The 13,418-nt window shown below is 71.6% G+C and carries 10 protein-coding genes; 4 read left to right on the top strand and 6 right to left on the bottom strand.

Annotation, left to right across the window (positions count from 1 at the left end; translation table 11 throughout):
- Positions 1-4 precede the first annotated feature (4 nt).
- The 4 genes from GAS53_RS21015 to rsmH all read right to left on the bottom strand — a co-directional run bounded on the left by GAS53_RS21015 (position 5) and on the right by rsmH (position 5,365).
- Positions 5-1,681 carry a UDP-N-acetylmuramoyl-L-alanyl-D-glutamate--2,6-diaminopimelate ligase gene (locus GAS53_RS21015; protein ID WP_192583210.1) on the bottom strand — a complete coding sequence of 559 codons (1,677 nt, stop codon included), beginning with the start codon at positions 1,679-1,681 and terminating at the stop codon, positions 5-7.
- A gap of 58 nt (positions 1,682-1,739) precedes the next feature.
- Positions 1,740-3,692, bottom strand: a complete 1,953-nt coding sequence (locus GAS53_RS21010) for a peptidoglycan D,D-transpeptidase FtsI family protein (RefSeq protein WP_318722798.1) — start codon at positions 3,690-3,692, stop codon at positions 1,740-1,742.
- Between the two features lie 5 nt (positions 3,693-3,697).
- On the bottom strand, positions 3,698-4,246 hold the full coding sequence (locus GAS53_RS21005) for a septum formation initiator family protein (protein WP_151479190.1): 549 nt from the start codon (positions 4,244-4,246) through the stop codon (positions 3,698-3,700).
- Between the two features lie 117 nt (positions 4,247-4,363).
- A complete protein-coding gene (gene rsmH, locus GAS53_RS21000) occupies positions 4,364-5,365 on the bottom strand; it encodes a 16S rRNA (cytosine(1402)-N(4))-methyltransferase RsmH (protein WP_192583209.1) in 1,002 nt (333 codons plus the stop codon).
- A gap of 428 nt (positions 5,366-5,793) precedes the next feature.
- On the opposite strand from rsmH, the gene GAS53_RS20995 reads away from it, so the two are divergent.
- From GAS53_RS20995 to GAS53_RS20980, 4 genes are all read left to right on the top strand, one after another.
- Positions 5,794-6,342: a beta-class carbonic anhydrase gene (locus GAS53_RS20995; protein WP_151479188.1), complete on the top strand. Its 549-nt coding sequence runs from the start codon at positions 5,794-5,796 to the stop codon at positions 6,340-6,342.
- A gap of 204 nt (positions 6,343-6,546) precedes the next feature.
- A complete protein-coding gene (locus tag GAS53_RS20990; RefSeq protein ID WP_151479187.1) occupies positions 6,547-7,584 on the top strand; it encodes an AAA family ATPase in 1,038 nt (345 codons plus the stop codon).
- The gene (locus tag GAS53_RS20985) at positions 7,584-8,936 is read left to right on the top strand and encodes a DUF58 domain-containing protein (RefSeq protein ID WP_151479186.1); all 1,353 of its coding nucleotides are present in this window, start codon (positions 7,584-7,586) and stop codon (positions 8,934-8,936) included. Before GAS53_RS20990 ends, GAS53_RS20985 begins: the two co-directional genes overlap by 1 nt.
- The gene (locus GAS53_RS20980) at positions 8,933-11,329 is read left to right on the top strand and encodes a transglutaminase TgpA family protein (RefSeq protein WP_151479185.1); all 2,397 of its coding nucleotides are present in this window, start codon (positions 8,933-8,935) and stop codon (positions 11,327-11,329) included. The genes GAS53_RS20985 and GAS53_RS20980 overlap by 4 nt, the downstream gene beginning before the upstream one ends.
- A gap of 458 nt (positions 11,330-11,787) precedes the next feature.
- On the opposite strand, the gene GAS53_RS20975 is transcribed toward GAS53_RS20980, so the two are convergent.
- Together GAS53_RS20975 and GAS53_RS20970 are read right to left on the bottom strand one after the other, a co-directional pair.
- Entirely contained in the window at positions 11,788-12,198 is a 411-nt protein-coding gene (locus GAS53_RS20975) for a DUF3040 domain-containing protein (protein WP_151479184.1), read from the bottom strand.
- Between the two features lie 289 nt (positions 12,199-12,487).
- Positions 12,488-13,315: a class I SAM-dependent methyltransferase gene (locus GAS53_RS20970; protein WP_192583208.1), complete on the bottom strand. Its 828-nt coding sequence runs from the start codon at positions 13,313-13,315 to the stop codon at positions 12,488-12,490.
- Positions 13,316-13,418 lie beyond the last annotated feature (103 nt).

Raw genomic sequence — 13,418 nt, 5'->3', positions numbered from 1 at the left:
AAGTTCATCCCTGGGTCTTCTGGATAGCTTCGCGAAGCACCTGGCGGTCGTCGAAGGGACGGACCACTCCGGCGATGTCCTGGCCCTGCTCATGGCCCTTGCCCGCGACCAGCACGGTGTCGCCCGGCTGTGCGCGGGCGACGGCCGCGGCGATCGCGGCGGCCCGGTCCTCGAAGACCTGGACCTCTCCGCGCTCGTGCGCCGGCACCTCGGCGGCGCCGGCGAGCATCGTGGCGAGGATCGCGAGGGGGTCCTCGCCGCGGGGGTTGTCGGAGGTCAGTACGGCCGTGTCGGCGAGCCGGGCCGCGGCGGCACCCATCGGCATCCGCTTGGTCTTGTCCCGGTCGCCGCCGCAGCCGAGCACGATGTGCAGTTTGCCCTCGGTGACCTTGCGCAGGGCCCGCAGGACGGACTCGACGGCGTCCGTCTTGTGCGCGTAGTCGACGACCGCGAGGTACGGCTGTCCCGCGTCCACGCGCTCCAGCCGGCCGGGCACGCCCGGTACGGCGGCGATGCCGTCCGCCGCGGTCTGCGGGTCGAGCCCGGCGACGGCGAGGGAGACGATCGCGGCGAGCGTGTTGGCGACGTTGAAGGGGCCGGCGAGCGGCGACTTGGCGGTGATCCGCTCGCCCTTGGGGCCGATGGCGACGAAGACCGAGTCCATCGGGCCGACCTGGACCTCCTCGGCGCGCCAGTCGGCGTCCGGGTGTCCCTCCGCGGAGAACGTGACCACGGGGACGGTGGCTTCCTTGGCGAGCCTCCGTCCGTACTCGTCGTCGAAGTTGACCACGCCGAGCTTGCTTCGTTTCGGCGTGAACAGCTGTGCCTTGGCCCGGTAGTAGTCCTCCATGTCGGAGTGGAACTCCATGTGTTCCGGGCTGAGGTTGTTGAAGACCGCGATGTCGAAGACGCAGCCGTCGACCCGGCCGAGGACCAGCGCGTGGCTGGAGACCTCCATGGCGACCGCGTCGACGCCACGCTCGCGCATGACGGCGAACAGTGCCTGGAGGTCGGTGGCCTCGGGGGTCGTGCGCTCCGACTTGATGCGCTCGTCACCGATGCGCATCTCCACGGTGCCGATCAGTCCGGTACTGCGGACCGTCTTCAGACCGCCTTCGACGAGGTACGCCGTCGTGGTCTTGCCGGACGTGCCGGTGATCCCGATCTGGAGCAGGCCGCGCCCGGGATGGCCGTAGATCGAGGCAGCCAGCTCGCCCATCCGTCCGCGCGGGTCCCCGACGACGAGGACCGGCAGACCGGTGGACGCGGCACGCTCGGCGCCCGTCGGGTCGGTCAGCACGGCGACGGCACCGAGGCCGGCCGCCTGCGTCACGAAGTCGGCGCCGTGCATCCGGGCGCCGGGCAGCGCGGCGTAGAGGTCGCCGGGGCGCACGGCGCGCGAGTCATGGGTGATACCCGTGATCTCGACCGCGCCCTTCGGTGTCTCCGGCGGTTCGACACCCACCTGATCGGCGAGCTCCGCGAGGGGTGTGGCGGAGTTCTGAACCGGTCGTGGCGGCCCCGGATATGTCACAGGAACGCCCTTCTGGGTGGTTTGGGACTGATCAGCGTGTGGCACGGCGGTGAGCGTACCGGGCGCACCCCCAGGGGAGCGAAGCGAGGGGCCTGGCGCGGTGTGCGGCGGGCCGTGGTTCCCGGGGTCGGGAGTGATCGTTGTCACGGGCTGGTTCCTGGTGGGTGGTCCGGATGGTGGCGCGGAGTGTTCCGGTCGGTGCTGATCAGGGTGTGAAGGTGACGGGGAGTCTGGCGGGCGCGGCCCCGGTGGGCGGCACCTGGAGGGTTTTCAGGGCGAACTCCAGGACTTCCTTGTAGACGGGCCCGCAGATCTGACCGCCGAAGTAGCTCCCCTCGGTGGCGTTCTGGATCGCGCAGTAGACGGTGACCCGGGGGTTGTCCGCGGGCGCGAATCCGGCGAACGACGAGGTGTAGCCGTTGTAGCGGCCGGTGGCCGGATCCACGCGGTTGGCCGTGCCGGTCTTGCCCGCGACGCGGTAGCCGGGGATGCGCGCCTTGGTGCCGGTGCCCTCCCGGTCGTCCACGACGGACTCCAGCATCTGCGCCAGGGTTTTCGCCGTCTTCTCGCTGACGACCCTTGTCTTCTTGGGCTTGGCGGCCGGAGTGAAGCGTCCGTCGGGTCCCTTCGTGCCGCGGACGAGTGTCGGCTCGATACGTACGCCGCCGTTGGCGATGGTCGAGTAGACGGAGGCCGCCTGCATCGCGTTGATGGACATGCCCTGGCCGAAAGGAATCGTGTACTGCTGGGAGGTCGACCACTGGTCGGCGGGCGCGAGGATGCCCTTGGTCTCGCCGGGGAAGCCGAGCCCGGTGGAGCCGCCGATGCCGAACTTGCGCAGATATGAGTAGAGGACCTGGTTGGCCTCCTTCTGCGTCCTGCCGAGCTGGCCGGTCGCGAGGATGGTGCCGATGTTGCTGGACTTGGCGAGGACCCCGTTGAGGGTCAGGTACCAGGTCGGGTGGTCGATGTCGTCGCGGAAGAGCCGGTCGCCGCGGTGCAGCCGGTTGGGCACGGTCACGTGGGTCGCGGGCGTGGCGGCGTTCTCCTCCAGGACGGCGGCCATCGACATGAGCTTGGCGGTGGAGCCGGGCTCGTAGGCGTCTTCGAGGCTCCAGTTGTGCAGGGCGTTCGCGTCGGCCTGGGAGAGGTCGTTCGGGTCGAAGCCGGGCGCGTTGGCCATCGCGAGGATCTCGCCGGTCTTGTTGTCCTGCACTATGACGTACCCGCGGTCCGCCTTGGACTCCTTCACCTGCTCGGTGATGGCGTTCTGCGCGGCCCACTGGATGTCGCGGTCGATCGTCAGCTCGACCTGGGAGCCCGCCACGGCGGGCTTCTCGGTGGAGCCCGCGGTCGGCACCTGGCGGCCGCCGGACTGGGCGTAGCGGATCTCGCCGTCCTTGCCGGACAGGTCCTCGTTCAGCTTCCGCTCGATACCGCCGCCGCCCTTGCCGTCGGCGTTGACCCAGCCCAGAATCCCGGCGCCGAGGTCGCCGTTCGGATAGACCCGCTTGCTGCTGGGCTCCTGGAGGACGCCCGCCAGGACGTTCACGGCCGTCTTGTCCTCGGCGGCCTTGTCGGCGAGCGTGCTCTTCAGGTCCTTGATCTGCGTCCAGACCTGGGGGGTCTGGCGGCGGGCGAGCACGACGTACCGGGTGTTCTTGGTCCGGAGCTTCTTCGCGAGCTCGTCGGGGTCCTTGTCGAGGATCGGGCCGAGCAGGGCGGCGGCCTGCTCGGGGGCGTCGTCGATCTTCGTCGCCTCGCGCGTGAACAGCGTGGGGTCGGCGGTGATGTCGTTCGCGTCCACGCTGATCGCCAGGTCGACGCCGTTGCGGTCGGTGATCCCGCCGCGCTCGGCGGCCAGCGTGTGGGTGAGGTACCGGTTCCGCTCCGCCTTGGCGGTGTACTCGCTCGCGTCGACCGCCTGCACCTGCAGGAGCCTCACCACGAAGGCGATCACGACCAGGGTCAGGGCGAGGCTGACCAGGCGCAGCCGCGGGCGGGGGTTGCCGAGCCGGATGACGCGCGGGCCCTGGGGCCGGGACGTGGCCGGGCGGCGCGCGGGCCGGGCGCCCGGGCCGGGACGCTGCCGGCCGCCGGGTCGTACGGGCCGGGCGGGCGAGGGCACCCGGCGGCGCGGGGGTTCCCTGTCGGACACTTCCGTCACCTGCCGGGAGTCGTTGAAGGCGGCGTGGGCTGCGGGGACGGCTCCGTGGCCGGAGCCGGCGCCGCGGGGGGCGTCGGGGTCCCGGTAGGCGTCGGGGTCCCGGTGGGCACCGGAGCCGGTGCTGGAGCGAGCACCTCGGGCGGGCGGATCACGGGCACGGGCACGGACACGGACGACTGATCGGCGGCCGCGCCGGGGACGCCACGGACGCTGCCGTCGGGGTTGAGGAAGGCCGGGTCGCCGCCGGGCACCATGCCCAGCTCGCGGGCGCGGCGCTGGAGGGCCTCGGGGGCGGAGTAGGCGTCCACGTCCCGCTGGAGCGCCTGCTCCTCGTCGGTGAGGCTCTTGGTGTCCTTCTGGAGGTCGTCGAGCTTGAACGACCCTTCGCTGAGCGCGGAGTTCAGGACCAGGAGTCCGATCAGGCCGCCGCCGAGCAGTAGCACCACCAGGAGCACGAAGGGCGTACGGGCCGCCTGTCCTGAGCCCGTCGGGAAGAGCCGCGCGAGCCGGGCCGCCCTCCCCCTCAGTTCGGGTTTCCTACTCACTCACCCTCCCGGTGAGCTGGGGTTTTCGACTGATGGGTACGGGATTCCGACTGGTGGGTTCGAGTTTCCAACCCACCAGCCCGGTGAGTTCGGCCGTCCAACTCACACGCTCTCCCGTCACTCGGCTTCCTCCCGGATGCGCTGTGCCCCGCGCAGCCGGGCCGGGGCGGCCCGCCTGTTCTCCGCGACCTCTTCCTCGGTGGGGAGTTCGGCACCGCGCGTCAGCAGCTTGAGCCGGGGCTGGTAGCGCTCGGGGACGACGGGCAGGCCGGGCGGCGCGGTGTTCGCGGCGCCCGCCGCGAACACCTGCTTGACCAGCCGGTCCTCCAGGGAGTGGTACGACAGCACGGCGATACGGCCCCCCACGGCGAGTGCCTTCACGGCGGCGGGGATCGCCCTCTCAAGGACGGTGAGCTCGCCGTTGACCTCGATGCGCAGTGCCTGGAAGGTGCGCTTGGCGGGGTTGCCCCCGGTGCGCTTGGCGGCCTGCGGCAGCGAGTCGCGGATCAGCTCGACGAGCCGGGCACTGTTGCTGAAGGGCTCCTTCTCGCGCTCGCGCACGATCGCGGACACGATCCGCTTGGCCTGCTTCTCCTCGCCGTACGCCCTGAGGATCCGTACGAGTTCGCCCGGCGGATAGGTGTTGAGCACCTCGGCCGCGCTGATGCCGGTCGTCTGGTCCATGCGCATGTCGAGCGGGGCGTCCTGGGCGTATGCGAAGCCGCGGTCCGCCTCGTCGAGCTGCATGGAGGAGACGCCGAGGTCGAAGAGGACGCCGTGGACGTGCGGGAGGCCCAGGCGGTCGAGCACGTCGGGGAGTTCGTCGTAGACCGCGTGCACCAGGGTGGCCCGGTCACCGAAGGGGGCGAGCCGCTCTCCGGAGAGGCGCAGTGCCTCCTTGTCGCGGTCCAGGGCGACCAGGCGGGCCTCGGGGAACCGGGTGAGCAGGGCCTCACTGTGCCCGCCGAGACCGAGGGTGCAGTCGACGACCACGGCTCCCGGCCGCTCCAGTGCGGGCGCCAGCATGTCCAGGCACCGCTGGAGCATCACCGGGACATGTCGACTCTGCCCCTCCTGTCGCCCGCCACCACCCTTATGCGAATGCGCTTCGCGCACCATTTGATCGGGGCCTCTCAGGTCCGGCGCGGCGCCACGCACCGCCGGGTCCCCGCCCGCTCTGTGAAGGGGAAGGCCTGCCGGCGCCGGAAGCGTCAGCCGACCGGGAGCGGGAGGAGGCCGAGCCGTACGTACGCGCCGCGCACGCGGGGAGATCCCGGCACGTCGCCGGTCCTCCGGGGGATTGCAGTCCAGCAGGGAGGGTGTCTCGCCTCCCGCTTCGCGTCACTTTAGTCCACGGTGTCTCGCGGTCAATGAACCGGCCTGCGCGTCGCGGCTCCCGTCGGCGCTGAAGCGGCAAACCCGGATTTTCCACTCGTATGGGTGCACTGGATCCACCCTTGTGGGTTAGCTCACAACAACGCTCATTGATGTTCTTTGTCCTCTCTCACAGCAGGCCCTGAACAGCTGTGACCATTACCGTCTTGGATATGACGACCTCCGCATCCGTTCCCACAGAGTCCGAAGGCGCCATATCCAGCGACGGCACCGTCACCGACCGCCTCGTCGAGGCGAACGCGCGGTACGCCGCCGCCTTCACCGACCCCGGCATGGACGCCCACCCCGTCCTGCAGGTCGCGGTCGTGGCGTGCATGGACGCACGCCTCGACCTGCACGACGCGCTGGGCCTGGAGCTCGGCGACTGCCACACCATCCGCAACGCGGGCGGCGTGGTCACCGACGACGTGATCCGCTCCCTCACCATCAGCCAGCGCGCGCTCGGCACCCGCAGCATCGTGCTCATCCACCACACCGGCTGCGGCCTGGAGTCCCTCACCGAGGAGTTCCGGCACGACCTGGAGATGGAGGTCGGCCAGCGGCCGGCCTGGGCCGTGGAGGCCTTCCGGGACGTCGAACAGGACGTGCGGCAGTCCATGCAGCGGGTGCGCACCTCTCCATTCCTTCTGCACACCGACGACGTACGTGGTTTCGTGTTCGATGTGAAGACGGGCCTGCTGCGTGAGATAGACCCCACTTGACGCGACTTCGACCCACCCAAAGGTCGTAAGACCCGACATATCGCAGCCAGTTGTCCACAGGCGAGTGACACGAACCGGTAACGGCAACAAGAATGCGGGTGTGGCGTCACGCGGAACTATTCGCGCGTGGTGTCCGTGTTTCGGGGTGGGCCGGTCCGCATCGCAGAGCGTCGGCCCGGGAAAGAACGGGCCGAGGAGGGCCGGGTGACGACCTATGACGATCGAGCGAGCCTTACAGATCTGACCGCCACTGTGGAGAGAGTCCGCAGTTCGGTGGAGGAAGTGATCGAGGGCAAGCCTGAGGTCGTACGGCTTTCGCTGACCGTACTGCTCGCCGAGGGGCATCTTCTGATCGAAGATGTGCCGGGCGTGGGCAAGACCATGCTCGCCAAAGCACTGGCGCGGTCCATCGACTGCTCGGTGCGGCGTATTCAGTTCACGCCCGACCTGCTGCCCTCGGACATCACAGGCGTGTCCATCTGGGACCAGCAGCGCAGGGACTTCGAGTTCAAGCCGGGCGCGATCTTCGCGCAGATCGTGATCGGAGACGAGATCAACCGCGCGTCGCCCAAGACGCAGTCCGCGCTCCTGGAGTCCATGGAGGAGCGCCAGGTCACCATCGACGGGCAGACGTACGAGCTGCCCAGCCCGTTCATGGTGGTGGCCACGCAGAACCCGGTCGAGATGGAGGGCACCTATCCGCTGCCGGAGGCGCAGCGCGACCGTTTCATGGCCCGTGTCTCCATCGGCTATCCCAGCGCGGAGGCCGAGCTGCAGATGCTGGACGTCCACGGCGGTGTGTCCCCGCTGGACGACCTCCAGCCGGTGGCGCACGCGCACGAGATCGTGAAGCTCATCGACGCGGTCCGCACGGTGCACGTCGCCGACCCGGTGCGGCGGTATGCCGTCGACTTGGTCGCCGCGACGCGCACCCACCCGGATCTGAGACTCGGTGCCTCGCCGCGCGCCACGCTGCATCTGCTGCGCGCGGCGAAGGCGTCCGCCGCTCTCAGCGGCCGGGAGTACGCGCTGCCGGACGACATCCAGGCCCTCGCCGTGGCGGTCCTGGCCCACCGGCTGCTGCCCACCGCGCAGGCGCAGTTGAACCGGCGCACGGCCGAGCAGGTCGTTCAGGAGATCCTCCAGCGCACGCCCGTGCCCGCGGCGCCCCAGACGCCGAGCGGTCTGGCCATGGGCCGCGGCACGTCCGCCTTCGGCCAACAGCCGCCCCGGAGGCTGTGATGACCACCGGGGGGATGCCGGCGGCGACGGCGGAGGAGGACAAGGGCGGGCTGCGTACGGCACTCGCGGGCCTCACCACGCGCGGGCGGTCCTTCCTGGCCGCCGGCGTCGCGGCCGCCATCTGCGCGTACGTCCTGGGGCAGAGCGATCTGCTCCGGGTCGGGCTGCTGCTCGCCGTGCTGCCACTGGTGTGCGCGACGGTGCTGTACCGCACGCGCTATCGGGTCGCGGGCAGCCGCCGCCTCTCCCCCGGGCGCGTGCCCGCGGGTTCCGAGGCGCGCGTCCATCTGCGGATGGACAACGTCTCGCGGCTGCCCACCGGTCTGCTGATGCTCCAGGACCGGGTGCCGTACGTGCTCGGTCCGCGGCCCCGGTTCGTACTGGACCGGGTCGAGGCGGGCGGCCGGCGCGAGGTGTCGTACCGGGTGCGTTCGGACCTGCGCGGCCGCTATCCGCTGGGGCCCTTGCAGCTGCGGCTCAGCGACCCCTTCGGGATGTGCGAGCTGACCCGCTCCTTCTCGACGTACGACACCCTGACGGTCGTCCCGCGTGTGGAGCCGCTGCCGCCGGTGCGGCTCACCGGCGAGGCGAAGGGGTACGGCGACGGGCGGCAGCGCTCGCTGGCCCTGGCCGGCGAGGACGACGTGATCCCGCGCGGGTACCGCTACGGCGACGATCTGCGCCGGGTCCACTGGCGGCTGACCGCGCGCTACGGCGAGCTGATGGTGCGCCGCGAGGAGCAGCCCCAGCGGTCCCGCTGCACGGTCCTCCTCGACACCCGGGGCATCGCCTTCGACGGCGCGGGCCCGGACTCGGCCTTCGAGTGGGCGGTGTCGGGCACGGCGTCCACGCTGGTGCACATGCTCGAACGAGGTTTTTCGGTACGGCTGTTGACCGACACCGGCACCTCCGTACCCGGAGAGGGCGCCGACGGCTTCGCCGGGGCCAACCAGGAGTCGGCGGACGCGGCGGGGCTGATGATGGACACCCTCGCGGTGATCGACCACTCCGACGGTACGGGTCTGTCGCGGGCGTACGACGTGTTGCGCGGTGGCAACGAGGGGCTGCTGGTGGCCTTCCTCGGCGACCTGGACGAGGAGCAGGCGACGGTGCTCGCCAAGATGCGCCAGCGCAGCGGCGGGGCGGTGGCCTTCCTGCTGGACAGTGAGGCGTGGGTCCGCGGCGCCGCCGACGAACAGAGCGAGGAGCGGCTTCGGATGCTGCGCGAGGCGGGCTGGACCGCCCTGGCCGTCCCGCCGGGCGTGGGCCTGGGCGACCTGTGGCGAGAGGCGGACCGGCAGCGCAACGGGGTCGCGTCGACGGGAAGTACGGCAGGAGGCGGTGGCTCATGAGCGGGCGCGCGCGACTCGCACTGTGCGCCGTGGCGGCGACGCTGATGGCGGCCTGTGCGCTGCTGCCGCTGGTCGACCCGGCCACCTGGATCCTGCAGGCGGCGTTCCTGCTCGCGGTGCAGACCGGGGTGGGCGCGGCGACCCGGCGGGTGCCGCTGGCGCGGGCGCTGACCATTGCGGTGCAGGCGCTGGTGACCCTGATGCTGCTGACGCTGTCGTTCGCCCGCGAGCAGGCCATCGCCGGGCTTCTGCCCGGCCCTGACGTGTTCCGGCACTTCGGGGAGCTGCTGCAGGCCGGCGCGGACGACGTCGGGCGGTACTCGATCCCGGCGCCGCTGTCCCCCGGCATCCGGCTGATGCTGGTCGGCGGTGTCGTGGTGATCGGGCTCGCGGTGGACGCGCTCGCGGTGACGTTCCGCAGCGCGGCCCCGGCCGGACTGCCGCTGCTCGCGCTGTACTCGGTCGCCGCGGGTCTCTCGGACGGCGGCGCCGGTTGGCTGTGGTTCCTGCTGGCGGCGGCCGGTTATCTGGTGCTGCTGCTGGCCGAGGGACGTGACCGGCTCTCGCAGTGGGGCCGGGTCTTCGGCGGCGGTCCCCGCACCCCGAGCGCGGACCCCGGGGGTGGCGCGGTCGCTCCGGTCCGCACGGGGCGGCGCATCGGTGCCGTCGCGCTCGGCATCGCCCTGGTGGTGCCGCTCGCCCTGCCCGCCCTGGACGGCGGGCTGCTGGACGGCACGGGGACCGGCGTCGGCACAGGCTCCGGAGGCGGCGGCACGATCTCCGCGGTGAACCCACTGGTCTCGCTCCGCGACAGCCTGAACGTGGACAACGACCGCGAGGTCATGTCGTACCGCACCAACTCCGAGGAGACGCAGGACCTCTACCTGCGGATCGTCTCGCTCGACGAGTTCGACGGCACGGCGTGGAGGCCGGCCAAGCGCCATGTCGACGACGTACCGGGGTCGTTCCCGACGCCGCCGGGCCTCGGCGACGACGTCCAGCGCACCGAGATCCAGACGAGGATCTCGGCCGCGGACTGGTACGCGCAGGACTGGCTGCCCATGCCCTACCCGGCCAGCCAGGTGGGGATCAGCGGCAAGTGGCGGTACGAGCCCATGGGCCGCACGCTCGTCGGCGACCACGGACAGACCACACGCGGCCTGGACTACACGGTCAAGAGCCTGATCGTGCAGCCGACCGCGGAGCAGCTCGCCAACGCTCCGGAGGCGCCGGCGGCGCTGAAGCGCGAGTTCACCGAGGTGCCGGACTCGCTGCCTCCGGTGGTCGCGGAAACGGCGGAGGAGATCACGGCGGGCTCGGCCGACAACTACGAGCGCGCGGTGAAGCTCCAGGACTGGTTCGCCCTGGAGGGCGGCTTCACCTACGACACACAGGTGCAGGTCGGCAGTGGGTCCCAGGCGATAGCGCGCTTCCTGAGGGACAAGGAGGGCTTCTGCGTCCACTTCTCCTTCGCGATGGCCTCGATGGCGCGCACGCTGGGCATACCGGCCCGCGTCGCGGTGGGCTTCACGCCGGGTTCGCCCGAGTCGGACGGCACCATGAGGGTGGGGCTGCGGGACGCGCACGCCTGGCCCGAGCTGTACTTCGAGGGCGTGGGCTGGACCCGCTTCGAGCCGACGCCGAACCGCGGCACGGTTCCGGAGTACACCCGGACGGACACGCCGGGCACCTCGATCCCCAACCCGGACGTCCCGCCGCGGTCCTCGTCCGCGGCGCCCTCCGCCGCACCGTCGAGCAGCGAGAGCTGCACGGCGGCGGAGAAGAAGCTGGAGCAGCCCTGCGGCAGCGAGTCTCCGCAGGCGGCGTTCGGAGCGACGAACGACGGTCCGCCGTGGTTCCGGATCCTCTGGCTCACCCTGGCCGGGCTGGCCGTGCTCGCGGTGCCGCTGCTGCCGATGCTGTGGCGGATGCGGGCCCGGGCCGTGCGGCTCGGCTCGCACGGGCGCACCGAGGCGGATGCCGCGGCTGCCACGCTGGCGGCCTGGCAGGAAGTGACCGACACGGCGTGGGACTTCGGCATCGCGCCGGACGAGTCCCAGACGCCCCGTAAGGCGGCGGCTCGGATCGTCCGCATCGGGCTCCTCGATCCTGAGGCCGCGGCCTCCGTCCACCGGGTCGCGGACGCGGTGGAACAGGTCCTGTACGCGCCGCGTCCCCGGCCGACCGCGGGTCTGGCCGATGACGTACGCCGCATGGCCGCGGGCCTGCGCGCCACGGTCAGCCGCGGCACGCGCCTTCGCGCACTCCTCGCACCGCGCTCGGCTGTACGGGTGGCGTGGGCGACGTCCGAGGGCTGGTTCGCGCTGAAGTCCCGGGCTGCGGCCCGCTGGACGGAGGTCGTGCGCCGGCCGTCGGGGCAGAGCAGCGGCTGAGGACGACCGGCTCCGGAAGCTCCGGCTCCGCAAGCTGGAAGGGGGTGCCTGCCCGGGTCGGGTGGGCGCCCCCTTTGCTGTGCGTCGCTTCGCAGCTTGGGTGCCTGTGCGGCTTGGCTTTCCTTGCGACTTGGGCGCCTGTGCGGCTTCGGCGGTGATGCGAATCGTGTGTCCGAGGACAGGAGGCAGGGGGCAGGAGGGGGCAGGGGGGCAGGGGGGCAGGGAACAGGGTCTCGTCCGTCGCGCGGCGCCCTGGGAGCGCGGCCCGTCGTCCACGAGGTGTGCGCCTGGCAAGCGGCCACGAGGCACACGCCGTGTGCGCAGAGAGCAGGCCTCGGCCGCAAAGACGTACGCCTTCGGATGAGGATCAATCAAGGCGCGGCCGGGCACGCTGAAGGGGCGGCCACCTCAAGGTGGTCACCCCTTACGTGCGTCTGTCGGCACAGGCCCTGAGAGGGCTACTGGCCGCCCTGTTCGTCACGGCGCCGCTGCCAGCGCTGTTCGATGCGGTCCATCATGGAGCGCCGCTGCCGGCCCTGACGGCGGGCGGGCGCAGCACCGGCGCCCGACACACCCGCGGCGGGCTGCTCGCCCGGCTTGGGGGCCTTGCGCCAACCGGTGACGGCGAGCACCGCGCAGCCCAGCATGACGAGAAAACCCACCACGCTGACCCAAATCTGCTGTGCGACCATTCCGGCCATGAGGAGCGCAATACCTACGAGGAAGCCCGCGACCGCCTGGTAGACCCGTCGCCGGGTGTACGTACGCAGCCCGCTTCCCTCAAGCGCTGTCGCGAACTTGGGATCTTCGGCGTACAGCGCTCGCTCCATCTGCTCGAGCATTCGCTGCTCGTGCTCCGAGAGCGGCACGGCGTCCTCCTCATCGTGCAGTCGCCGGGGCGACCGGGGGTCCCCTTCAGGATAGGCAGGGAATCGCCCCCGTGAAACCCGCCCCTCTGCGCCAATTCGCCAACCGGAACCCGCCATGGCGCTCCGATCCACTGAGGCGTAGATTCCCCAGCGACCGGCCCGTCATGCCGGACGGTCTCCCTCGATCATACGGCTCCGAGCGCCCGATCGGGGGGCCTGTGGCGTACTCCATCTGCCGTCGCGCCGCTGATCAGCGGCGCGCCCCTGCGGCTTGCTCACGGGAGGTGGCTCAGGCCTCGGCGGACTCCGGCGTCTCACCGAGCACGTGGAGCTGCGTCGCCACGGAGTGGAAGGCGGGGATCTCGGCGGCCGCGGCCTCCAGCTTGAGCAGGGCGTCCAGGGCTCCCGGCTCGGTGTCCACGAGGACGCCGGGGACCAGGTCCGCGAAGACCCGTACGCCGTGCACGGCACCGACGCGCAGGCCCGCGCCCTCGACCAGATCGGTGAGCTGGTCGGTCGTGAAGCGCCGGGGAACAGGATCACCCTCACCCCAGCGGCCGTCCGGGTCACCGAGGGCCTGGCGGGCCTCCGTGAAGTGGCCCGCGAGGGCGCGCGCGAGCACCGCGCCGCCGAGGCCGGCGGCGAGCAGGCTGAGGACGCCCTCGGGGCGCAGTGCCCCGACCGCGTTGCGGATGCCCTCGGCGGGGTCGTCCACGTACTCGAGAACGCCGTGGCAGAGCACCGCGTCGTAGCCGCCGCGCTCGACGACGTCGAAGAGGCCGTGCGCGTCGCCCTGGACGCCCTGGACGCGGTCGGCGACGCCGGCCTCGGCGGCCCGGCGCTCCAGCGCGAACAGCGCGTTCGGGCTGGGGTCCACGACGGTGACGCGGTGGCCGAGGCGGGCGACGGGCACCGCGAAGTTGCCGCTGCCGCCTCCTGTGTCGAGCACGTCCAGCGACTCCCGGCCGGTGGCCTTGACCCGGCGGTCGAGGGCGTCCTTCAGGACGTCCCAGACCACGGCGGTACGGAGAGAAGCGCGAGGGCGAGAGGGGTCGGAGCGCAGCGCCGTCGGTTGAGGGCGGTGCTGGGATCCGGGCGGGCGCATCGGGTCCGACACGGCAGTTGACTCCTCGGCGCGGCACCGCCTCGTGTACGGCGGAGCGATGGGGAAACCTCCCCAGCCCTGTTCAGCGCCGGGGAGATGCAGGCACCTCCAACCC

It is taken from the genome of Streptomyces albicerus, assembly GCF_008905045.1.
GTDB lineage: Bacteria > Actinomycetota > Actinomycetes > Streptomycetales > Streptomycetaceae > Streptomyces > Streptomyces albicerus.
Note: the sequence above shows the minus strand (reverse complement) of the source record. Positions and strands in the feature narration are given on the sequence as shown.

Excerpts from the sequence above, each read along its gene's own strand:
- rsmH (WP_192583209.1), bottom strand. The coding sequence starts at position 5,365 with ATGGTGCGCGAAGCGCATTCGCATAAGGGTGGTGGCGGGCGACAGGAG.
- GAS53_RS20995 (WP_151479188.1), top strand. The coding sequence starts at position 5,794 with ATGACGACCTCCGCATCCGTTCCCACAGAGTCCGAAGGCGCCATATCC.
- GAS53_RS20985 (WP_151479186.1), top strand. The coding sequence starts at position 7,584 with ATGACCACCGGGGGGATGCCGGCGGCGACGGCGGAGGAGGACAAGGGC.
- GAS53_RS20980 (WP_151479185.1), top strand. The coding sequence starts at position 8,933 with ATGAGCGGGCGCGCGCGACTCGCACTGTGCGCCGTGGCGGCGACGCTG.